Genomic DNA, 21,717 nt, shown 5'->3' on the forward strand with positions numbered 1-21,717 from the left:
AAGGCAGCCCCTGCCGGAAATTTAAAAGTTATAAGAGAGGTTTTAGGCATAAAAACATCGGATAACTTAAAAAATGCCGAGCAAGTTTTGGTTGTTGAAGGAGAAAGCGACTTCATTATTTTGCAAGCTGTACTTCCCCTATTAAGTAAGGTATTAAAAGAAAAATTAAAGGAAAATTTTTTAATTATAGAAGAACTACGAGGTAGTTCAAAAATAAAATACAGAATAGGGGAGTTAAAATCTTCCTTTTGTTCTTATCATATTTTGCTTGATAATGATGAAGCAGGACGCAGAGCAAAGACTGATAACGAAATACCGGATAAGGATATTACCTTTGTAACTTGTAAAGGTATGAAGGAATCTGAGATTGAAGATACCATAAATGTAGATATTTATAAAAAAGAAGTAGAAGGAAAGTACGGAATAAACTTATCTTGTAAGTATTTTAAGTCTAATAAGAAAAAATGGTCTGAAAGAATGAAAGATGTTTTAGCGGCTAGCGGAAAAAATTCTGATGAGGATGTATTAAAGGATATTAAAACAATCGTTGCAAGCTGTGTTAAGAAAAATCCGAAAAAGGCCTTAAACGAAAATAAAAAGGAAAGCATTGAAGCTTTAGCAAAAACTTTAGAAAAAATAAATTTATAAAATAATTGGAGGTTTTTAAAATGAAAAAATTCAAAATTAGGGCAGTATCAATTACTGCATTGTTGTTGGCTGCAGGCGTCTTATTAACAGGCTGTCCGCAAAAAGTAAAGGAAGAGCCCAAGTATACGGTAACTATTGATGGAACACCTAACGGTACTGTTACAGCCGGAAGCGATATAAGTCAGCCCGTTTACAAAGGAACGGTAATAAACTTTACAGCAGAGCCCGCCTCCGGCTATGGGGTAGGTAAATGGACAATTACCGGAGGAGTTATTGTTTCGGGAGGAAAGAGCTTGGATAAGACTGCAAGTGTATCAATAACAGGAGATACAATTGTAAAGGTCGATTTTGATTATGAGTTAAAGCTAAAAATACTTACAATTTTTGATGAAGATGCATCCCCCGGCAGTATGATTGTTAAAGGCAAAGAAAAAGTTACTCCTTCTGATGTAGTTGCAAAATTCGATTACGGATCACAAACCGATAAACAAATTCTCGTAACAGTAACAAACGGGACACTTAAATTTGGAGAAAATACGGTAAGCTTGTCGGTTGAAGAATCTGTAGGAAACTATGTAGGTTGGAGTAAGGATATTAAGGTTATAATAAAAGAATATATAACCTATGATATTGCAGGAGTCGAATTTACCATGAAAGGTATAGCCGCTGTGGATGCCCAGTTGGGTGATAATGATTACAATAATAATAGTTTCGATAAGAATCAGCCTCATACCGTAAGTTTAAGTGCCTATCTTATAGGGGAGACTGAGGTAACTCAGGAACTATGGGAAAAGGTGATGGGCAATAATCCCAGCGAGTTTGATGGAAGCTCCGGCAAAGAACCTGTTGCAGGCGAAACACAGGTAAAGCGTCCTGTAGAACGGGTAAACTGGTATCATGCAATAGCTTTTTGTAATAAACTCAGTATAAAACTAAATCTTGAACCCTGCTATACGGTAAATGTTGGAGGAACCCCCGTTGATTTTAAAACTCTTAGCTTTGCCGCAATCCCTACTACTGATAATGCAGATTGGAATAAGGCAGAGCTTGATATGAATAAAAGCGGTTTTAGACTTCCAACGGAGGCGGAATGGGAATGGGCAGCGAAGGGAGGAACTGATTATAAATGGGCAGGAACAAATACCGAGGCTGAACTTAAAAACTATGCTTGGTACACTTTAAACAGCGGAAGTAAAACTCATGAAGTAAAGAAAAAGTCTCCTAACGGCTACGGTTTATATGACATGACGGGAAATGTGAAGGAATTGTGCTGGGATTGGTATGGCACTATACCGGCTTCGCCGGGGGCGGACTATGCGGGGCCTGCGTCAGGCCCGTACCGTGTTACTCGCGGCGGCGGCTGGACCTGGATGAGTGACGCGACGTACTGCCGTGTAGCCAGGCGGGGTACCTGCTTTACTCACGACGGGGACGAATCTATTGGCTTCCGCTTGGCTTGCCGGCCTTGAGCTCACACATTTTGCCGGAGAGGTACTCAAAATCGGACATCCGTGTCCGATTTTGAGCTTCGAGTTTTGCCTTTTCGGCAAAACATCGCAAGAATGTAACCACCGCTATTCATGGCGGTGAGCGGTAAAAAAAACGGTATGGATCTTATAAGGTACCGCGTCAGGCGCTAGGGAAAGGTAACAACCAACGAAGTTTCTAGATCAAGAAATCTTTTATCCGAAAAAGTTTCTTAGCCTCGAAGCTTCGCCGGCTGTACTTCCCCTAATCTACAGTTTTTCAATTTCGGATTCGGAAAGTCCCGTTATTTCTTTAATTAAAGCTATATCAAAGTTTTTTTGTTTCATAAGTTTAGCTGTTTCTATGGCTTTGCGGTAAATCCCTTTTTCTATAGCATCCATCTCAAAAGTGGACATTAATCTATATTCTTGCCTTGCTTGTTCGTTTTGTTTTACTGTTTGTATCATTTCTTCTATCCTCCTTGTAAATTCACTCTTTGTTTTACCTGTTTTAAGATATTCTAAAAATTCTTTTAATTCTTTGTTTTCAGTGCTATTAAAGGCCTCTGCATTTATTATAACCTTTTTTGTTCCATCTTGTAAAGATATGTTTTTATCTTCAATACAGACATTTTCAAAGGTATAAACAGGTCTATTTTTACCGATAGCATCAAAAGTGCAAATAAAAATTATAAAGCTGTCATTTAAATTATTATAGAAATTCCCCTTATCCAAGAACGAAATATCTATGGCTGCTTGGTAAAACCTCATTCTTTTAGGTATGTTTTTCTCGTTGCTCACCTGCATTTCAACATCGTAAAATTTACCGTTTTCTGTTTGCACTAAAACATCAAATCTTACGGATTTGGCTTGTTCATAGGTGCTAATATTGTGCTGTACCGAAATATATGCAATTTTGCCTATTGTATCAGATAATATCATTTCAATAAGTGCTTTACATAAACCTTCATTTTGCATTCCGCCACGGATGGCGGTGGTTATAGCTGTGAGAGTTTTGCATCAGCAAAACTCTAAGATAAAAAATGTACAGGACGTACATTTTTTATTAGTCGTCCTGCAATGTTAAATCTTCAAACCTTTTTACCATTTTTTTTATTTTCTTCCTCCCCATTATATTTATAGAAAATATTTGAAAAAAATAGTAAATTATAAAAAGATTTTTATCATTCTCCTCTATTTTGTAAGCCCAAGCTCCTCACCCGCCCTTAACCTTGTTCTCATATTTTGAATTTTTGCATCCATAATTTCAAGGTCGGCGAGAATTGCTTTTTCTTTTTTTGAGGTTTCAATAACAGCGGCTATTCCTCCGTTTTTGATAACTATTCGCTTGTCTGCATAGAGGGCAAGGGCGGGGTCATGTGTGGCCATTAAAACAATCTTTTCCTTAGAAACCAAGAGCTCCAAAGCCTTTTTGCGGTCAATGCCTGCGTTTTCTATTTCGTCTATGAGGACGATGGGAGAAGAGCTTAGAATAGCCGTGTCTGCAATCATAAGTGCCCTCGACTGTCCTCCGCTCAAGGCCGTTATTGGCGTATCTAAGTTAAATTTTTCGCCTGCAAGATTGTTTGCCGCTTCTATGATATTTTTTACCGCACCTTCTTTGCCTTGGATAAGCCGGCATTCCGCATGAAGCTCGATAAATTCTTTTACGGATAAATCCATTACAAAGTTCATATTTTGTGAGAGCTGAGCTACAAGTTTATTGTTTACCGAAAAACGGATTGTCTTATCGGGTGTTTTGCCGTTGATCAAAATGCTGCGGTTTGTGGGCGTATCCTTTTGGGCTGTCCATTCGATGTCGGCAAGGAGCCTTGATTTTCCCGAACCTGTCGGGCCTACAATCGAAATAATTTGAGAGGTATAAAGGGTAAGCTCATCAAAGTTTTCGCTTTCGCCGGACTTGTTTGTTCCGGGAAGAATTGTAAGACTGTGAACCTCGTTTGCATTTTCCAAATTAAGGAAGGCCTTCATTTGAATTATGTATTCAAAAAATGCAGAGTAGAGTTCTTCTTTGTTAATTGCTTTTTCTTCGCAAACTTCATCGGAAAGCGATTGTAAAAAATCTTTTAAAGTTTTCTCTTTGTTATTTAAAATACCTATTTCAATCAGACGGTTTTCAGTAATAAAATCCTCGATAAAAGGGTACTCGCTTAAAAGATTTTGAATTGATTTTTCAGAAAGTTTTTTAACTTCCGTATTTTCATCATTTAAATAAAATTCATTTTTCATTTTTTTATTCCTTGTTCTTCGGCAATTTTCATTTTGCGGATATTTCCCATTTGGAAATTTTCTCCTATTCTTGTTTCACCCAAACAATAAGAACAAAGAGCTGCCGGCATGGGAAAGCGGAGTTCCATTCCTTGCACCGTAGAAATATCTTCGGCTCTATCGGTTAAAAGGGTGCTGAGCTCAAATGCTCCTTGACCCGTAAGACCGTTTACATGCATGATAACTGCCCTAGGATTTACGGCGTTTACCCTTGCCGCAAAAACTTCGCGTTCGGCCTGAGAAACGATGTCTCCCTTTGTGATAACTACAATGTCGGCGGATTTTAAAAGGGGGCCTATCTTTTTTGGAGTATTTATTCCCGACAGGTTATCGATTACGCAGATGCCTAAAATATTTTTTATATAGGGGGAACAGCGGTTACAAAGCCCAGCTGATTCGCTTACCAAAATGTCAAGTCCTTCCTTGATTCCCCATTGCACGGCTTCTTCTATGTTTGACACAAAGAAGTGGTCGGGACATAGGGAACCGGAGATTCCTTTTTGTATCGGAACACCGGCCTTTTGATATAGAAGGTCATCATCAGTATAGAGGCAGTCGAATTTTACCGCTCCCGTTTTTATATTTTGCCTTTTTAAGGCATCTATCGTTTTTAAGATTACGCTTGTTTTGCCCGACGATGGCGGGCCTGAAAATATTATTAAGTTCATAAATATAATATACCAAATCTATGGGAAAAAATCTGTAACGGATGTTACGCAGATATAAAATTTTTCCGGTCTATAACTTTTATAGTTTTTATAAATTCATCAAAGGATGAGCGTTATATGAACGGTCTATGAGAATCCTATGGACGGTGTATCTTCTTGTAAGTTTCTAATTTTTGTAGTACTATAATCTTTCTTTAATTAAAGAAGAACTTAACCTATGAAAGAACAGCAAGAAGAAAATAAAGACTTTCTTACTACACAGATAATCACGTATCTCGGCAATAAAAGGTCTTTAATATACAAAATAGAAGATGAAGTAAAATCAATTCGGAAAAATTTAAACAAAGAAAAACTTATCTGTGCAGACCTTTTTTCGGGTTCAGGTATAGTTGCCCGAATGTTAAAAAAATATTCTTCAAAAATAATTGTTAATGATTTGGAAAATTATTCTTATGTAATAAACGGCTGCTATCTTACAAATAAAGAAGAATATCCTAAAAAACTTTGTAATGAATTGAGAAATGAAATTATATCCTCTTGTTTAAAGGAAAAAATCCCCGGCATAATTACCAAAAACTATGCTCCTAAGGATGACAATAAAATCCAAAGAGGAGAAAGGGTTTTTTATACACATAAGAACGCTCTTTTAATCGACACATATAGAAATTTTATAGATAAAATTATATCGGAAGAAAATTTAAAAAGATTTTTTTTAGCTCCCTTAATTACCGAAGCTTCAATCCATGTAAATACGAGCGGAGTATTTAAAGGATTTTATAAAAATAAAAATACCGGAATAGGCTGCTTCGGTGCCAGCGGTAAAAATGCCCTAACAAGAATATTGGGAGAGGTGGAATTAAAAGAGCCTGTCTTTAGTAATTTTAATTCAGAGCTTGAAATTTTTACAAAAGATGCAGTTCTTCTTTCAAAAGAAATAAAGAATGTTGATATGGTTTATATCGACCCTCCTTATAATCAGCACCCCTACGGTTCAAATTATTTTATGCTTAATTTGATTCTTAAAAATAGACTGGATGTTCCTATAAGCCCCGTCAGTGGAATTACCCAAGGATGGAAACGCTCTGTTTTTAATAAAAGGCATTCGGCCTTAAAATCCCTTGAAGAAATAATATCGTCTCTCGATTCAAAGTACGCCATTATTTCGTACAATTCGGAAGGCTTTATTTCTTTTGAAGAGATGAGCAGTATGCTGCAAAAATACGGAGAGTTAAAAACCTCCAAAATAAAATATAACACTTTTCGAGGAAGCCGTAACCTTAACAATAGAAGTATACATGTTTCGGAATACTTGTTTGTTTTAAAAAAATAGATTAAAATAATACCGATGGAAGAACAATTATCTAATTTTAGAATAAAACAGGGCCGCAGTGTTTTTAATGCGTATAACGGAATCAATTCTTTTTCGTTTGCCCTTGTTACAGGAAATACAATTACTCTTTATGCCCTTGCTTTAAAAGCTAACAGCACCGTTATAGGCTTGCTTACAGCCTTTATGTACATGTGTTATTTTACCATTCCATTAGGGAAACTTATGGCACGGCGGTTTACGATTGTAAAAACTTTTGCCTATACTTGGTTTTTGCGCAATGCCTCTCTTTTACCTATTTTGTTTATTCCGTTTTTTTATTTTAGGGGAGAAAATGAAGCCGCTATCTTTATGCTTTTACTTGCGGTTGCCCTTTTTAATTTTTTTAGAGGAGCAGGGATAGTGGCTAACAATCCTGTCATAAGTCTTTTGGCTCCCGGCAGGGATAGAAATTCTTATATAGTTAAAATATCTTTAACAAATAATTCGGCCGCCCTTGCTGCCATAATATTTTTAACCGTTTTTTTATGGTTTTCTCCAAAGCTAGGAATCGATATAGTTTCTACATATAACATAACTGCAATTATAGGTATTATTACAGGTTTTGCAGCCTCGGCTCTTTTGCTTAAACTTCCGGATCCCGATTTTGAAAAAAGAATGGAAGCGGTGAAAGAGGCTAGAGCTGAAGGAAAAAGCCGAAAAGAAATAAGAAAACTAAAAAAAGGAAATCAAAGTCTTCAAAAAAGTTCTTTTTTTGAAGCAGCTAAGGTAACTCTTGCAGATAAAAATTTTAGGCTTTATATTTTTTCGTTTTTTATAATTCAATTCGGAATAAGTTTAGCCCGCCCCTTTATAATTGTTTACGGTAAGGCCGTTTATTCTATCCCCGATAATTTGGTTATTATCTTTTCTCTTGCTTCAACCATGGGCTCTCTTTTGGTGGGGCTTTTAATGCGCCTTTTAATAGACAGGATGGGGGCAAAACCCATGTATGTTATTTTTACGGCTCTCAGTGTTGCGGCTCTTATTCCTGCAATTATAGCTCCGGCCAGAGAAATGCATTTGATTGCTTTTATCTTTTTGATTTTATTTTCGATCCTGACAAATATGGGATTTTCTGCGCAAATGGATGCATCGCAAGCCTACTTCTTCGGAATAGTTCCATCAAATTTTTTGATGGATTTAAGTATGCTTAACTTTTTTGTAATGGGAATTACCGGTGCTCTCGGTTCAATCTTAGGAGGCCGTATTTTGGATATTCTACAATTGGCAGGATTTTCCAATTTAAGCATGTACCGTTTATTTTTTTCGGGAGTTATAATCTGCATCCTGTTTGGAATGATTTTTCAGGTTAAGCTTTTAAACCTTGGAGGCAGATTGGTAAAAGATGCTCTTGCCGTTATTTTTTCGCCGAGAGACATGAAGGCATTAAACCTTTTATATAAGTTGGATTCAAGTGAAAACCTTCAAACGGAAGAAAAAATTTTGCATGAGCTTACGGCAACAGCTTCGCAAGAATCTGCCGACAAGTTAAATCAATATATGAAGTCGCCAAGGTTTTCAATAAGGTATTCTGCAATGCAGTCTTTAAATTCTTTAGAAAAACTTTCTGCAAAAAACAGGGAATCTCTTTTAGAAGAATTGAATAAGGGAGAATTTACTACGGCCGCTCTTGCTGCAAAAACTCTTGCGCATTTTAATATACATCAAGCTGTTGAACCTTTGAGAAATGCTCTTGAAAGTAAAGATTATCTTTTGGCCGCAGAAGCTATGGTTGCCCTTGCTCATTTTAAAGATGAGGCTTCTCAATTTAAAATTTCTCAAATCTTATCCGGAACACAAAACCCTAAAATATTGCTTGCAGGTATAAAAGCAATGGAGACTTATAAGTCGGTAAATTCCATTCCGTTTATAATCGATTTACTCCGCAGGGAAAGCCTTCCTTCCTTGGTAGAAGATGAGGCTTATTTAAGTTTAGCTTCGATGATGAAGGTTGAAGGCGGCTTTTATTTTGCTTATGATAGGTTTAAAAATGAGGCAAGGGATACAGGAGCAATTTTTACCGATATGCTCGATGAAGCTTTTGCAAAAAGAAAACATTCGGATATTGAATTTAAAAAGATAATTTTAACTTTTATAAGCGAAGCTTCAAATGATACTGAATTTATAAAATGGTTTTTGGACTTGGCTGAAGAATTTTTAGGAGTAAACACAGCTCTTCTTTTGAGTGTTATAATGGATGTTGATATGGTTACAAATAAATCTTTTAGATTTTTCTTGTGCTATTGGGCTGTCTCTATTTTTATGGAACCAAAGTTAGCTGCAATTTAAGATTTTATGGAGGTTAGATATGAATGAAATTATTCAAAACATGCTCACCCGTGTGAGCGTCCGTAAGTTTACGGCAGAGAGGGTCGAAGATGAAAAGCTTAAGACAATTGTAGAATGTGCTAAGGCTTCTCCGACGGGTAAAAACAGACAGATGAGGAAATTTACTGTTGTGCATAATCGGGAAAAAATACAGGAACTTGCAAGGGCTGTTTCTTCCGTACTTGATATTCCGAATTACCGAATCTATGACTGTGATGCTTTGATACTCATCAGCTTTGAAGAAGATGACCGATTCGGTTACTGCGATTCTTCGGTTGCAATTGAGAACATCTATCTTGCAGCTCATGCTCTGGGCTTGGGTTCCGTTTGGATAAACCAGTTGAGAGAAAAATGCAATTCGCCTGAGATAAGACGGGTTTTAGATTCTTTTAATATTCCTAAAAATCACGTAGTATGCGGAATATCGGCAATCGGTTATCCTGCAGAACACCCCGAACCTAAAAAACGCACAGAGCCTGTCGAGTTTATAAATTAAGTTTTATAGGCGGTTTTAAAAATTTCCTGCCGGTTTTACGTAAGGAAGATAATCGCCGTAACCCTCTTGTTCCATTTTATCGTAGGGGATAAACCGTAAGGCTGCACCGTTAATGCAATAGCGTAGACCGCCTGCATCTGCAGGGCCGTCATCAAAGACGTGGCCTAGATGGGTTCCGCCTGTTTTTGATATGACTTCAGTTCTTGTCATACCGTGGCTTTTATCCTCCAAGTATTGAAGAGCCTGAGTTGTAATAGCCTTTGTAAATGATGGCCAGCCGCAGCCTGCATCGTACTTATTTAATGAAGAAAAAAGAGGCTTCCCTGTAGTTATGTCAACATAAATTCCTTCAGAGTCGAATTTATCGTACTCGCTTGTAAATGGCCTTTCCGTTGCCTTTTCTTGTGTAACCGAAAACTGGATCGGTTTTAAGGATTTTTTTAATTCTTCTTTTGAAAGTACTTTAAATTTACTTTCATCATAGAGAGGCTTTAAAGCAAGGGTTAAGTCTATGTGGCAATATCCTCCCGGATTTTTTTGAAGATAGTCTTGATGATAGTCTTCTGCAAGGATAAAATGTCTAAGTTTTTCAACTTCAACAACAATGGGTTTAGAGTATTTTTTTTGCATAAACTTTACAAAACTTTGTATCTCTTTAATCATAGAATCATCTACATAATAAATGCCTGTTCTGTATTGCCGGCCTGCATCGTTTCCCTGTTTGTTTAAAGATGTAGGATCGATTATTCTAAAATAATGAGCCAATAGTTCTTGTAAACTTACTGTAGAAGCATCATAAACTATTTTTACAGTTTCGGCATGGTCACTGTCGTGCAATCCCTTGTAGTTTGCCGAGTTTTCTTTTCCGTTTGCATAACCCGTGTCCGTTTGTTTAACGCCGGGAATTTGGCGAAAATATCCTTCAACGCCCCAAAAGCAGCCGCCTGCAAGATATATTTCTTTAATCATTCCGTTTCCTCCTATAAGTAATTTTTGTTCTGCCTGAGCCTTTGTACATGATAGAAATAAAACTATCATCAGTAAAAAGCTCATATGTACTAAAATATTTTTATTTTTCATATTTAATTTCTCTTATTCTTTTTTTACCGGCAACTTTTTTTTGAGAGCTTTTATAAGACGTGTCGCCGATGCAGAAATAATTAAGCCTACGGATATCGCTATTGCTATAAAAGCCGCTTGAACGCCTTCGCTCACTCCCTGTTCCAGTCTGTCTGTAACAAAGAAAAGCATGGTCTTATAAACTTTAAATCCCGGAACTAAGGGAATAATACCTATAACGATAAAACATGTAACAGGCGTTTTTTGAAGTACTGCAAATAAATCCGCCAAGAGGCCTACGGCTAGAGCTCCGGCTAAGGTTGCAAATATATAATTTATACCGATGTTCTGAAAAAATATGAGGATTGTCCAAGAGACACTTCCGCACAGGCCGCTTAAACAGATGTTTCTTCGCGGAACCGAAAACAAAAAACAAAAACAAAAACTAGCAACAAAAGATGCGATTGTATGCACATAAAGCGGCATTATATTCCTCCTAAAAGAGAGTACCCGAAGAGAACCGATCCTATTCCAAAGGCTATTGCAATGGCTATCATAATAGCCTCACAGGTACGTGCAAGTCCAGAAACTAAATCTCCCAAAATAAAATCCCGTATACCTGAAGTAAAGGCTACGCCCGGCACAAGAGATAAAACTGCTCCTACTATTATCATGTCAAGATTTTTTACAAACCCTATATGGTAAAAAATAATGGTGGTTATACCGACTAAAAAGCCTGCTATAAAATTTCCTAAAAAGACTGTTTTTGAAAACTGTGCAATTTTATCATTTGAGAAAACGGCTACGAAGGTAGCAAGAAAAGTAACTATAAAATCATTTAATGTTCCGCCGAGCAAAATAGAAAAAAGTCCGCAGGCTATTCCGGAGGTAGTTAATACAAGCCAATACGGATAATTTTTTTCTGCATCAATATTTTTTAAAATATCGAGGGCATCACTTTCAGAAATTTTACCTTGAGTAAAGTTTCTTGAAAATTCGTTGACCAATGAAATTTTATGTATATTGCTGCCCCTGACTCTTATGTTTTTAATGTAAGTTGAGCCTTCCTTCTTGTCATTTCCTATTAATATTACTGTCGGAGTTATAAAAACGGCAATGCCTGTAATTCCGCGTGAGGCGCATATCCTTAAAATGGTTTCTTCCGTTCTGTGCATCTCGGCTCCGTTTTTTATTAGAAGCTCTCCTGCCGTCAGGGCTATCCTAAAAATTGATGAAGCATTTTTTTCTTCTTCCATTATTTTCCTCATTTAAGAATTATTTAAAATTCTAAAAAAGAATATAGCACAGGATATTTAAAAAAACAAGGTATCTAAGATATAACAAATTTGCAAGCAAGGATGACTACTTTATTTAATAAGATTTTTATGATACAATTAAATAAATATGGATTATTATGTAGTACAGGTTAGTACGGGCAAAGAAAAAAAATTTATTGAAGATGCCGAATTTAAAAATAAGTTTGATGAGATTCCTTATTCTATAGTTTTTCCTCAGAGAGTTTTAAAAATAAGAAAAGCCGGTAAAGTAACGGAAAAACAACTGGCTGTTTTTGCAGGTTATTTGTTTATAGGTACCGATGGAATTTCAAGAGAGCTGTATCAGCATATTAAAAAATGTAAGGGCTTCTATCGTTTTTTGCCTAATAATCAAGAGCCTAAATCTTTACAAGGAAGGGATCTGGAAATTCTTAATCAATTTATTTCATTCGGCGGTGTTGCAAAAATTTCACAAGTTATATTTGATGAAAATGATAGGATAAAGATTATTGAAGGCCCTTTAAGCGGACTGGAAGGTTATATTGTAAGAGTAAATAAGCGGAAGGAAAGGGCAACTATTTGTTTGGATATGTGCGAGACATCTTTTTCTATCGACTTAGGGTTTGAAGAAATATCAAAGGAGAAGAAAAAAAATGAGCCGTCCTATTAAACAAAAAGCTTCCATATACATAGTAGGAGCAGGCCTTGCCGGAACTATGATTGCACATGAAATTTCGGCAAAAAAAATATTCGGCAAGGTTGTCGCCTTTTTAGACGATGACTCTAAAAAAATCGGAACTAAGATTGACGGGATTCCGGTATTCGGGCCTATAAGTGAAACCGTTCATTTAATCAGAATAGATGCAGGGGATGAGGCTCTGATTGCAATTCCCAGCATACGCTCCGAGCGTTTACGTGAAATATATGAGCTTTTAAAATCGGCAGGTTTTTCAAAGATAAAACTTCTGCCCGCAATTTCGCAAATCATTGACGGTTCAGCTCATTTGGTACAAGCCCGCGAAATAGATCCGCAGGATTTGCTTACCCGCACCCCCGTTACAATTTCTTTAAAAAAGAGTTTGGCATATCTGCGAGGAAAGCGCGTTTTAATTACGGGCGCCGGAGGTTCTATCGGAAGCGAGCTTTGCCGTCAGCTTTTATCGGGCGGTGCCGAACGTCTCTATCTTTTCGGACACGGAGAGAATTCAATTTATCAAATTTATAAGGAGCTTAAAATATTACAGGCAGGCGGTGTCGGCGACAAGGCGACAATTGTTCCGGTTATAGGAGAGTTAAAAGACCGCGAGTATATGCGCTATATTATTAAGCAATTAAAATGTGATGCGGTTTTTCATACGGCGGCTTATAAACATGTTCCCTTAATGGAGGAGAATCCTGTTGCCGTTATCGAGAACAATGTTTTCGGTACAAAAAATCTTTTGGATGCCTGTATTGAATTTAATGTAAAGCGTTTTGTTTTGATCTCGACCGATAAGGCTGTTGAGCCTGTTTCGGTTTACGGCGTTTCAAAACTATTAAGCGAAAAATTGGTATTGCAGGCTGCCGAAACCGTAAAAGAAAAAAAAGATTCAGCCTACATGTTTGTACGCTTTGGAAATGTTCTGGGTTCACGAGGTTCTATCTTTCCTCTTTTTGTAGAACAGATACAAAACGGAGGACCTGTTACCGTAACCGATAAAAATATGATTCGTTTTTTTATGACAATTCCCGAAGCCTGTTCGCTGGTACTGCAAACTGGAGGTGTAGGCAAATCGGGTGAGTCCTATCTTCTCGATATGGGGGAACCTGTAAATATTTATGAGACGGCGAAGCAGTTGATAAGTTACATGGGCTTTGAACCTGAAAAAGATATTAAGATAGAAATAATCGGCCCCAGAGAAGGAGAACGTTTGGAAGAACCTCTTTGGTCTTCAACCGAATATCTTGAAAAAACGGATTACGAAAAAATCATGTGTCTGCGCGATAAAAAAGAATTTGATTCTAAAAACTTAAACGAAATTTTAAATACTCTATATTCGTTTTGTTTTTATAATGAAGAAAAAAAAGATGATTTCCGCAATAAAGAGAAAATGCGTAATTTTTTGGAAGAAAACGATTTGTTAATTTATAAAAAGGAGTAATAAAAAAATACATAATTTATTGTTCATACATGAGATGATTAAAATAAGATTTCAGAAAAAGATAAAAAATATTAATATAAAAAATTAATAATCGGTATTATAATATTTATTTTTATTTCAGTGTTTATTATAATGTCTATTTTTATCTCAAAAAAACATGATACAATATCCGGTTTTATTTCTGCCGAAGAAATGAAAGCCGACTATGAATATTTTTGGGATTTTATTTATAACGGGTACCCTTTTACCGAAGTATGTGAACGCAAAGGAATTGATTTAGAACAAATAAAACAGACAGGATATAGGTATTTATCGGATCCCATGATGCAACATGGATATTATTCTTTCTATGGTGATTTATGCAGAAAAATTACAGGAAACAGATATATAGGCCATCTTTATCCTTCAGATTATTTTGATTATAAGAAAATATTTAAGCAGACTACAGCTAAGGTTTCATTGCGCGAACAAGAAACTTTAATAGATAATTTTTATGCTTCAATGCCTAAAACAGGTGCTTTTGCCGGTAAAAAAGATATGCTATATGCAGATGATTTTAAAAATATAAATCCTCCGTTGATGGGGACTCGTAAGTACTCAAAACCATATACAAAGATAATAAATACTGATTATATTGCATACATAAAAATAAATTCTTTTCTTATAACGGACGGGAAAGAAAAACAAGAGTATCTAAAAGTCTTGGAAGATTTTTTTATTGAAACGGCAAATTATAAACATATAATTATCGATATACAAAATAATGGAGGCGGATATATTGAAAATTATGAAGCAATAATATCTCCAAATATAAAGGAAAATCTGACAATAGTTTTTTATGGTCTTTATAATGAAAATAAATATACTGATATTTATTTAGGTATGTTTTTGAACTATAACGATGTAAAAAAAATAAAAAAGAATGAAGTTCCAAATATAGAAAACTGCGGTACTATAAAAAACGATAAGGCTTATATATTAAAAAATGTAATTTTTTCTCGTCCTGCTAAAGGATATAAACCTTGCCATGATAAAAAGTTTTGGCTTCTTATAAGCAGTGATGTATACTCAGGAGCAGATCGTTTTGCTTATGTGTGTAAAAAAACAGGATTTGCTACAGTGATCGGTACCAATACGGGAGGTGCCGGAACAAATGGTGAATCGCCTATGTACATTGCTCTCCCCAACAGCGGATTATTGATAAAGTTTGATTTTATGTACGGTTTAACAGACGACGGATATTGTACTGATGAAACAGGTACTGCTCCTGATATTTATAATCTTCCCGGCAAAAGTGCCCTTGGAACCTGCTTGGAAACTATAAGAAAATTAGGGGAAAAGACAAACTTTTGATGGAGCAAAAGTTTTTCTTCTCCCCTATAACCCCTCATCTTTTCAAAACGCCATTTAAGAGGGGAACATTTTTTAGCTCCCCCTCTTAAAAATCTCCCCTAATATAGCGGTATGGATTGTCATTAAGACAAACCTGCGGTTTTTCTTAATAATCTTTTCCCGTTGCGAAATTGAACGTTAGCTCAACGCTTGGCGTTCCTTGCGGTTATTAAAAATAAATAAAATTGTAAATTTATGTAAAAAAAATACTGTAAATCTTCCTTGACAAATAAGCAGGGCTGCCCTATACTTATAAGTGAAGCCGTAACAGTGTCATCACTTATTAACGGTAAGCATAAGCTTATCCGGTTTTTAATATCATTATGGAGGAAATATGGATTTTAATACCAACAAGAAAACAACTAATGAGGACGTGGGCTTTTTTTCTGTAGAAAACCCATCTATTATTGAACCGATTGCTTCGATTTGCAGCGGACGCCCAAATGATGCTCTTGCTCCGCCTCATGTAGACGGCGGCGGGAGCGGTGGAGGAGGAGGAGGAGTTGATCCTTTCCCTTCGCCAGTAATAGAGCCATCTAAACCAAAAAATCGCCGCTGAGTTTAAAGACAGAACATACTAGTATGAAATTTTAATCAGTATCAAATGGTTCTCTGTTACGGCTGTTTTTTCTATGAGGAGTACTATTTTATGCCATATAACAAAAAGAAGGTTTTAGCTGTTTTTTATTGGTTTATATCGATTATAATTGAAGCCTTTATTGCATTTTTTATTCTTGATCTTATATATGTATATGTTTTTATGTATAAAGAAGAATACTGGTATATAATTCTGACTATTGTGTATACTGTACTGGGCATTGCAATCATAACATTTAAACGGTTTAAAGAAAACAAAAATCTTTTACAATTTAAACCTTTTAAGTTTTCTACGGTTATAAAGATATACTTTATTGGTATCATTATAACTACACTTATAGCATGGATTTTTCGTGGTTTCGGTAATTTTAAAAATATGATAGAAAGTTCGGTTATTTATTTTTTAAACAGATTTACGGGAAAAGAAAGCTTTACCGTCCGTACCATATTTAATACTAATTTTATATACAAGCCATTAATTATTTATGAATTTATAGCGGCTCTTATCATAGCACCGATATATGAAGAACTTATATTTAGGGGAGTAATCTATGATGATACAAAAAAATTATTTAATGCAAAAATTGCCGCTCTTGTTTCTTCAATACTATTCGGCTTAATACATTTATATGGAGGCTATGCACAAGTGATTGGAGCCATTGTAAGCGGTTTACTATCAGCTTATTGTTATGAAAAAACAAAATCGCTTTATGCATGTATCTTTCTCCATTCTTTACACAATTTTATAGCCGTTGTTATGCGTAGATTATTAAATTGGCAAACATATGTTATACTTATCCTTATTTTTACGCCTGCCTGTGTAATTATGCTTATTGCCGAAGGGATTAGGTATTTCGGCAGAAGAAAGGCACTCATTATAAAGGAATGATTTTATGCCATATAACAAAAATAGGAAAATAATGAAAGTTATTCAATCTAAAAAAATTATCACAAAAAAAATATTAGCTATGAGTGTATTGATTTATATTTTTTGCTGTGCTGATTTGCTTTTTGCTTTCGATTTTGCTCCCTCGTGGGATTTTGGACACATCAACATTGCAGGAAGTTTTTCAAAAGATTCACAAATTCTATATGGTTCTGGAACTTTATTTGATATAAATCTATCAGATGCTGACACAGGGGTAGCATTTTCTTTCTCGCCTTTAGAAATAGAATCAAATCAACAATTAGGGAAAACCAATCTGTTTTTTATAAATGCTGAATTTTCATATAACACATTTAATAATCTATATAAAATATTTCGCTTAGCAGCGTTTGCCAGGATAAATTGGCTTACAGAATCTAATACTTATAAATTACGAAAAATCCGTCTTATTGCATAATTCGTAAAATTTTAGTATACTTTGTTGTTGATTTTATGCGGCAAAGGACTAAGATGTATGCAAGATGTTCAGGCTAAAAAAACAATTCCTTTTTTTACTCCTTCCTTTTCTGAAGAAGAAGAAAAAGCCTTGATGAGGGTGCTCCGCTCAGGGTGGCTTACTACGGGGAAGGAAACCCTTGAGTTTGAAAAAGAATTTGCTTCCTTTACGGGAAGTAAGACAGCCCTTGCCGTCAACTCGGCTTCAAGCGGGCTCATGCTTGCAATGGATGCTTGCGGTATAAAGAGCGGAACTAAAATCTTGACAAGTCCCTATACCTTTATTTCGACGGCAACCTCTGCCCTGCACTTAGGCGGCGATGTAGTTTATGCCGATATCGAAAAAAAATCTTACAGTATAGACCCCGAAAAAATCGAAACTATATTAAAAAAAGATAAGAGTGTAAGGGCTATTGTTCCGATTCATATTGCAGGAAATGTGTGTAATATGAAGGCTATAAATGACCTTGCAAAAAAATATTCCGTTGCCGTGATAGAAGATGCCGCCCATGCTTTTCCTTCAAAGACGGAAGAAGGTTATGCGGGAACTCTCGGCACCTGCGGTGTTTTTTCTTTTTATGCAACAAAAACAATTACTACAGGCGAGGGCGGAATGATTTGTACCAACGATGAGAAAATTGCAGAGCGTATAAAACTGATGCGTTCTCATGGTATAAACCGAACCATTTGGGATAGGTATACAGATACAAAGGCCTCATGGAAGTATGATGTTACGGCTGAGGGATGGAAGTGTAATCTTCCCGATATTCTTTCTGCAATAGGAAGGGTGCAGCTTAAAAAAGCTCAAACTTTTTTTGAGCATAGAAAAAAAATTGCCGAAAAATATAATGACGCATTTGCAGACAATGATTCTTTTATTCTTCCTCCGGACGGAGAAGGTAATGCTTGGCATCTTTATATTTTGCGGCTTAATCTTGAGTCTTTAAAAATAGGCCGAGATGAGTTTGCTCAAGCCTTACAGGAAAGGGGTCTTGGTATTTCGATGCACTTTATACCGCATTTTGAAATGACTTATATAAAAGAAAGATACGGTTTAGATAGTTCCGATTTTCCGGAATCGAATAAAAAATATTTGCAAAGTTTAAGTTTACCCTTTTATCCTTCAATGAGTGAAGAGAATATAAATTATGTTATCGAAACGGTAATTAAACTTGCAGAACTGAATAGGCGTTAATTTATGGATAAAACTTTTGTTTCCGATTTGGAATTTGAAAAGCAGGAATGGGCTCGGCTCATTCGGTGCACAGATGCCGGTGCTAAGATTATAGATATAGAGATTCCCGAACTTCCTGAAGGTTTTGCTTTTTTTTCCGCAAAAGATATTAGCGGCAAGAATTCAATAGATTTTTTAAAAATCGAAATGCCTGTTTTTGCTGATGAAAAAGCGGATTATACGGGGCAGGCTGTAGGCATTTTAACAGGACCCGATAAAAAAAAGCTTTTAGAGCTTTCATCTCTTTTTAAAATAAAAACTCAAGGACATTCCCGCCCTAAGGCTCAATTTACTTTTGAAGAGGAAGTGAAAAACTATTTCGATTATCCTATAATTGCGCATGAAAGTTTGAGTGCAGGAAATGCTGAAGAAGTTTTTGAGAAAAGTTCTAAGGTAGTTTATTCTACTTTTTCTTTTAACCAAAGATACCACTATCATGCAGAAACAGCCTGTGTTAAAACGAATTGGGTTGATGACAAACTTGAAATTCATCTTGCAACTCAGTGGCCTTATCAAGTTTTGAATTCCGTTTGTAATGTTTTAAATTTACCTAAAGAAAAAGTAAATGTTGTTTCACATGCAGAAGCGGAATCTCTTGACGGAAGGATATGGTTCCCTTCATTGCTTGCTGCTCAAGTTTCCATAGCCTCTTTTTTAACAAAGAAGAATATAACAATGGAATTTTCACGGCAAGAAGATTTTTTATATACGGCAAAGTCTCCTATTGTTTTAATTCAGCATAAAACGGCTGTTTCCGATTCAGGAAAAATTACTGCTATGAATGTTTCAATAATTGTGGATGCAGGTTCATTTAATCCTTTTATAGGTCAAATGCTTAAACAGATGGTTGTAACTGCCGCTGGTATTTATAATTTGCCTGTTTATATGATTAGTGCTGTTGCGATAAAAACTGAAAAAAGTTTGACAGGATTGTTTTCGGGTTGGGGCGATTCTTATGTAATATCCGCATTGGAAAAACATATTAATGAAATAGTAGATCAGCTTGATTTATGCCCAATTCAATTTAGACTTCAAAATAATTTGAAAGTAGGGCAAAAGACGATTACAGGAATAAAAAAAGAAGAAAACTTTATTTTTGAAAACATCTTAAAAGCTGTCTGCAATAATAGTGATTTTTATAGAAAATTTCATGCATATAGATTAATGAATAAGGGACGCACGAATCGTTATGATGGAAATTGGCGAGGGATAGGAATTGCCGTAGGATGTCAATATAACGGCTCCAACATTCTTGTAAAATCCGGGATGAATTATTCTGCCGAGATTACTATGACAAAGGATGATAAAGTTTTAGTCAAGGCTGAACCCACTTCAGAAGGATTGAAGCGTATTTTAAAAAAGCAAATTGCAAAAGAATTGGAAGTCGAAGAAAATCAAATTGTTTTTTTAGGAGCATCAACCGATGAGATGAGTCCTACAGGAGCTGCTACAGCTTCTTGCGGTATCAGCATATTACCTGATCTTATTGCAAAATGCTGCACAGGAATAAAAAATCAAAGGTTTAGAAAGCCTCTTCCTATTGCGATAACCAAAACCTATAAACTTTCCCGCTCTAAAGAGTGGGATAATGAATCCTTAATAGGACATCCTTTTATTTCCGAAACTCCCGGAGCTTGCGTTGTTGAACTTGAACTTGATCCGAGCACTTATCAAATTAATGTAAGAGGAATTTGGTTTGCATGTGATCCCGGAAAAATCTATTCAAAAAAAATGGTACATAGAAATATTCATAAAACCATTGCTAATGCTATTTCAAATATTTCGATTGAAGAAATAAAAGAAAATAATTTGCTCCCTTCTAATTATAAAATAATTGCAACCGGAGATATTCCTCCCATCAGAGATTTTATTTTAGAAAGTGAATTAAAAACTAGAGGACTTGGGGAATTAGCTGAAAGTATTGTTCCTGCAGCCTATATTTCTGCTTTAAATCAGATTATGCTTAATCATAAAAGGATCGATTTTTTGCCTGTTTTTACCGAAGATGTTTTTAATGCTGTTACAAAAAGTGAGGCTTTAGATGAAGATTAGTTTTAATTTAAATAAAACTGCGGTTCAAATTGAGGCTCCTGCAAATGAAAGACTTTTGTCGGTATTAAGGCGGGAGTTTAATCTTTTAAGTTTAAAGAGTTCTTGTTTAAGCGGTCAGTGCGGATCTTGCACTGTGTTAATGGATGATAAACCTGTTCCTGCATGTTTTATTCCCGTTTTTAAGGTTGAAGGCAAAAATATAATAACCTTAGAGCATTTTAAAACAACAGAAGATTATAAAATAATTTCAACAGGTTTTGATCAAGCCGGAGTTGAAATGTGCGGATTTTGTGATGCAGGAAAAATATTTTTTACATATGCAATTTTAAATTCCCATCTCGATATTGAAGACCCTGATGCGGAACAAAAAATAAGAAAATATTATTCAAGCACTATGTGCCGATGTACAAGCTTTGAAGATTTATTTTCGGCTATTGAGAAAATAAATAAAAATCAACGGAGAAAATAAAACTTATGAGTGAATTGACAAAAAACAGTATTATTTATCGAGCTCGCCATATGCAGGAAATGCTGTCTATATTAAAAAACATTTCAAATGTAAGACCTATAGGAGGTTCAACAGGTTTTTTAAATTATCAAACCGATGAAATAGTTGATTTACCTGCGCATGTTTTGGATGTAAATTTTTTACCTGAGTTAAAAATTATTTCTAAAACCGAACGGTATTTTGAATTCGGAGCTGCAGTAACATTAAATGAAATTTTGGATTTAGGTAAAAAAAATATTCCGCCTTCCTTATATTATTCTATCGAAAAGATAGCAAACAATTCCATACGCTCACTTGCAACAATAGGCGGAAACATTGCGGCTGCCAATCCTCTTGCCGGAACGTTTTTACCGATGTTGGCTTTAGATGCAAAGCTGGAAATTAGGACAGCTGAAGATATTGAATGGGTTCCTTTTGCAAAGTACATTGATAAAAGTTATGCCGAAAAAAGAGCAGGGCAATATATTATAAGCCGCATAAGAATTCCGAATGAAACATGGACAAAAAGTTTCTATACAAGACTGGGCACTCCGGGATATATAGATAGTGATACGGCTTCATTTTTATTTTTAATTTTGGTTCAAAAAGATATCTTGTCTGATATGAGGCTGTTTTTTGCATCAGATAAGTTGGTTCGTAATAAAGAATTTGATAATTTACTTTTGGGTAGAACTCTTCCTATTTCACATGGAGAGGTTCCGTTAATAATGCAAAAAGCAAAACAGTTTTTTACACGAGAAGAATTTTCATCAGATTTTCATAACTCTTGTTTTTACAATCTACTTGAAGATAATTTATATAAACTAACCTAA

Annotated in this window: 20 protein-coding genes and 1 pseudogene; 15 read left to right on the forward strand and 6 right to left on the reverse strand. The window is 35.5% G+C overall.

Going from position 1 to position 21,717, the window contains the following annotated elements:
* The first annotated feature begins 87 nt into the window (after nt 1-87).
* Together JO40_RS14565 and JO40_RS05750 are read left to right on the forward strand one after the other, a co-directional pair.
* Nucleotides 88-648 carry a hypothetical protein gene (locus tag JO40_RS14565; protein WP_245609034.1) on the forward strand — a complete coding sequence of 187 codons (561 nt, stop codon included), beginning with the start codon at nt 88-90 and terminating at the stop codon, nt 646-648.
* 20 nt (nt 649-668) lie between these two features.
* Entirely contained in the window at nt 669-2,117 is a 1,449-nt protein-coding gene (locus JO40_RS05750; RefSeq protein ID WP_044978508.1) for an SUMF1/EgtB/PvdO family nonheme iron enzyme, read from the forward strand.
* A 267-nt stretch (nt 2,118-2,384) separates the two neighbouring features.
* On the opposite strand, the gene JO40_RS05755 is transcribed toward JO40_RS05750, so the two are convergent.
* The 3 genes from JO40_RS05755 to JO40_RS05765 form a co-directional block, all read right to left on the reverse strand.
* Nucleotides 2,385-3,092, reverse strand: a complete 708-nt coding sequence (locus JO40_RS05755; protein ID WP_044978509.1) for an Rpn family recombination-promoting nuclease/putative transposase — start codon at nt 3,090-3,092, stop codon at nt 2,385-2,387.
* A gap of 216 nt (nt 3,093-3,308) precedes the next feature.
* Complete coding sequence (locus JO40_RS05760; RefSeq protein WP_044978510.1) at nt 3,309-4,364, reverse strand: ATP-binding cassette domain-containing protein; 1,056 nt, start codon at nt 4,362-4,364, stop codon at nt 3,309-3,311.
* Complete coding sequence (locus tag JO40_RS05765; RefSeq protein WP_044978511.1) at nt 4,361-5,071, reverse strand: GTP-binding protein; 711 nt, start codon at nt 5,069-5,071, stop codon at nt 4,361-4,363. The genes JO40_RS05760 and JO40_RS05765 overlap by 4 nt, the downstream gene beginning before the upstream one ends.
* A 217-nt stretch (nt 5,072-5,288) precedes the next feature.
* Between JO40_RS05765 and JO40_RS05770 the strand changes: the two genes are divergently transcribed.
* From JO40_RS05770 to JO40_RS05780, 3 genes are read left to right on the forward strand one after another with little or no spacing between them, the layout of a single operon-like run.
* Nucleotides 5,289-6,401, forward strand: coding sequence for a DNA adenine methylase (locus JO40_RS05770; protein WP_044978513.1), 1,113 nt, complete (start codon nt 5,289-5,291; stop codon nt 6,399-6,401).
* A gap of 15 nt (nt 6,402-6,416) precedes the next feature.
* Nucleotides 6,417-8,729, forward strand: coding sequence for an MFS transporter (locus tag JO40_RS05775; RefSeq protein ID WP_044978515.1), 2,313 nt, complete (start codon nt 6,417-6,419; stop codon nt 8,727-8,729).
* A gap of 19 nt (nt 8,730-8,748) precedes the next feature.
* Nucleotides 8,749-9,264 carry a nitroreductase family protein gene (locus tag JO40_RS05780; protein ID WP_044978516.1) on the forward strand — a complete coding sequence of 172 codons (516 nt, stop codon included), beginning with the start codon at nt 8,749-8,751 and terminating at the stop codon, nt 9,262-9,264.
* 15 nt (nt 9,265-9,279) lie between these two features.
* On the opposite strand, the gene msrB is transcribed toward JO40_RS05780, so the two are convergent.
* The 3 genes from msrB to JO40_RS05795 are packed head-to-tail and all read right to left on the reverse strand — an operon-like array spanning nt 9,280 to nt 11,579.
* Complete coding sequence (gene msrB / locus JO40_RS05785) at nt 9,280-10,344, reverse strand: peptide-methionine (R)-S-oxide reductase MsrB (protein WP_044978517.1); 1,065 nt, start codon at nt 10,342-10,344, stop codon at nt 9,280-9,282.
* A gap of 12 nt (nt 10,345-10,356) precedes the next feature.
* Entirely contained in the window at nt 10,357-10,809 is a 453-nt protein-coding gene (locus JO40_RS05790) for a threonine/serine exporter family protein (protein ID WP_044978518.1), read from the reverse strand.
* Nucleotides 10,809-11,579: a threonine/serine exporter family protein gene (locus JO40_RS05795; RefSeq protein ID WP_044978519.1), complete on the reverse strand. Its 771-nt coding sequence runs from the start codon at nt 11,577-11,579 to the stop codon at nt 10,809-10,811. Before JO40_RS05795 ends, JO40_RS05790 begins: the two co-directional genes overlap by 1 nt.
* A gap of 148 nt (nt 11,580-11,727) precedes the next feature.
* On the opposite strand from JO40_RS05795, the gene loaP reads away from it, so the two are divergent.
* From loaP to JO40_RS05845, 10 genes and pseudogenes are all read left to right on the forward strand, one after another.
* A complete protein-coding gene (gene loaP, locus JO40_RS05800; RefSeq protein WP_044978520.1) occupies nt 11,728-12,270 on the forward strand; it encodes an antiterminator LoaP in 543 nt (180 codons plus the stop codon).
* Entirely contained in the window at nt 12,254-13,741 is a 1,488-nt protein-coding gene (locus JO40_RS05805; RefSeq protein ID WP_044978521.1) for a polysaccharide biosynthesis protein, read from the forward strand. The genes loaP and JO40_RS05805 overlap by 17 nt, the downstream gene beginning before the upstream one ends.
* Before the next feature lie 7 nt (nt 13,742-13,748).
* Nucleotides 13,749-15,094: pseudogene (locus JO40_RS05810) on the forward strand (S41 family peptidase).
* Nucleotides 15,095-15,467: 373 nt separating this feature from the next.
* Nucleotides 15,468-15,692, forward strand: a complete 225-nt coding sequence (locus JO40_RS05815; protein ID WP_044978523.1) for a hypothetical protein — start codon at nt 15,468-15,470, stop codon at nt 15,690-15,692.
* Nucleotides 15,693-15,782: 90 nt separating this feature from the next.
* The gene (locus JO40_RS05820) at nt 15,783-16,619 is read left to right on the forward strand and encodes a CPBP family intramembrane glutamic endopeptidase (protein WP_044978524.1); all 837 of its coding nucleotides are present in this window, start codon (nt 15,783-15,785) and stop codon (nt 16,617-16,619) included.
* 31 nt (nt 16,620-16,650) lie between these two features.
* Nucleotides 16,651-17,073 (forward strand): hypothetical protein, encoded by a 423-nt coding sequence (locus JO40_RS05825; protein ID WP_245609035.1) that lies wholly within the window; start codon nt 16,651-16,653, stop codon nt 17,071-17,073.
* A gap of 57 nt (nt 17,074-17,130) precedes the next feature.
* Complete coding sequence (locus JO40_RS05830) at nt 17,131-18,306, forward strand: DegT/DnrJ/EryC1/StrS family aminotransferase (protein WP_044978525.1); 1,176 nt, start codon at nt 17,131-17,133, stop codon at nt 18,304-18,306.
* A gap of 3 nt (nt 18,307-18,309) precedes the next feature.
* On the forward strand, nt 18,310-20,397 hold the full coding sequence (locus JO40_RS05835; RefSeq protein WP_044978526.1) for a xanthine dehydrogenase family protein molybdopterin-binding subunit: 2,088 nt from the start codon (nt 18,310-18,312) through the stop codon (nt 20,395-20,397).
* Nucleotides 20,387-20,866 carry a (2Fe-2S)-binding protein gene (locus JO40_RS05840; protein ID WP_044978527.1) on the forward strand — a complete coding sequence of 160 codons (480 nt, stop codon included), beginning with the start codon at nt 20,387-20,389 and terminating at the stop codon, nt 20,864-20,866. Before JO40_RS05835 ends, JO40_RS05840 begins: the two co-directional genes overlap by 11 nt.
* Nucleotides 20,867-20,871: 5 nt before the next feature.
* Entirely contained in the window at nt 20,872-21,717 is an 846-nt protein-coding gene (locus tag JO40_RS05845) for an FAD binding domain-containing protein (protein ID WP_044978528.1), read from the forward strand.

Source organism: Treponema putidum (assembly GCF_000755145.1).
GTDB classification, from domain to species: domain Bacteria; phylum Spirochaetota; class Spirochaetia; order Treponematales; family Treponemataceae; genus Treponema_B; species Treponema_B putidum.

Bases quoted from the DNA above. Each gene is read 5' to 3' on its own strand.
- JO40_RS05775 (WP_044978515.1), top strand. From the start codon at position 6,417: ATGGAAGAACAATTATCTAATTTTAGAATAAAACAGGGCCGCAGTGTT.
- JO40_RS05825 (WP_245609035.1), top strand. From the start codon at position 16,651: ATGAAAGTTATTCAATCTAAAAAAATTATCACAAAAAAAATATTAGCT.
- JO40_RS05805 (WP_044978521.1), top strand. From the start codon at position 12,254: ATGAGCCGTCCTATTAAACAAAAAGCTTCCATATACATAGTAGGAGCA.
- JO40_RS05750 (WP_044978508.1), top strand. From the start codon at position 669: ATGAAAAAATTCAAAATTAGGGCAGTATCAATTACTGCATTGTTGTTG.
- JO40_RS05795 (WP_044978519.1), bottom strand. From the start codon at position 11,579: ATGGAAGAAGAAAAAAATGCTTCATCAATTTTTAGGATAGCCCTGACG.
- JO40_RS05755 (WP_044978509.1), bottom strand. From the start codon at position 3,092: ATGCAAAATGAAGGTTTATGTAAAGCACTTATTGAAATGATATTATCT.
- JO40_RS05835 (WP_044978526.1), top strand. From the start codon at position 18,310: ATGGATAAAACTTTTGTTTCCGATTTGGAATTTGAAAAGCAGGAATGG.
- JO40_RS05820 (WP_044978524.1), top strand. From the start codon at position 15,783: ATGCCATATAACAAAAAGAAGGTTTTAGCTGTTTTTTATTGGTTTATA.
- JO40_RS05760 (WP_044978510.1), bottom strand. From the start codon at position 4,364: ATGAAAAATGAATTTTATTTAAATGATGAAAATACGGAAGTTAAAAAA.
- JO40_RS05840 (WP_044978527.1), top strand. From the start codon at position 20,387: ATGAAGATTAGTTTTAATTTAAATAAAACTGCGGTTCAAATTGAGGCT.
- JO40_RS05770 (WP_044978513.1), top strand. From the start codon at position 5,289: ATGAAAGAACAGCAAGAAGAAAATAAAGACTTTCTTACTACACAGATA.
- msrB (WP_044978517.1), bottom strand. From the start codon at position 10,344: ATGAAAAATAAAAATATTTTAGTACATATGAGCTTTTTACTGATGATA.
- JO40_RS05815 (WP_044978523.1), top strand. From the start codon at position 15,468: ATGGATTTTAATACCAACAAGAAAACAACTAATGAGGACGTGGGCTTT.
- JO40_RS05765 (WP_044978511.1), bottom strand. From the start codon at position 5,071: ATGAACTTAATAATATTTTCAGGCCCGCCATCGTCGGGCAAAACAAGC.
- JO40_RS05790 (WP_044978518.1), bottom strand. From the start codon at position 10,809: ATGCCGCTTTATGTGCATACAATCGCATCTTTTGTTGCTAGTTTTTGT.
- JO40_RS05780 (WP_044978516.1), top strand. From the start codon at position 8,749: ATGAATGAAATTATTCAAAACATGCTCACCCGTGTGAGCGTCCGTAAG.
- JO40_RS05830 (WP_044978525.1), top strand. From the start codon at position 17,131: ATGCAAGATGTTCAGGCTAAAAAAACAATTCCTTTTTTTACTCCTTCC.
- JO40_RS05845 (WP_044978528.1), top strand. From the start codon at position 20,872: ATGAGTGAATTGACAAAAAACAGTATTATTTATCGAGCTCGCCATATG.
- loaP (WP_044978520.1), top strand. From the start codon at position 11,728: ATGGATTATTATGTAGTACAGGTTAGTACGGGCAAAGAAAAAAAATTT.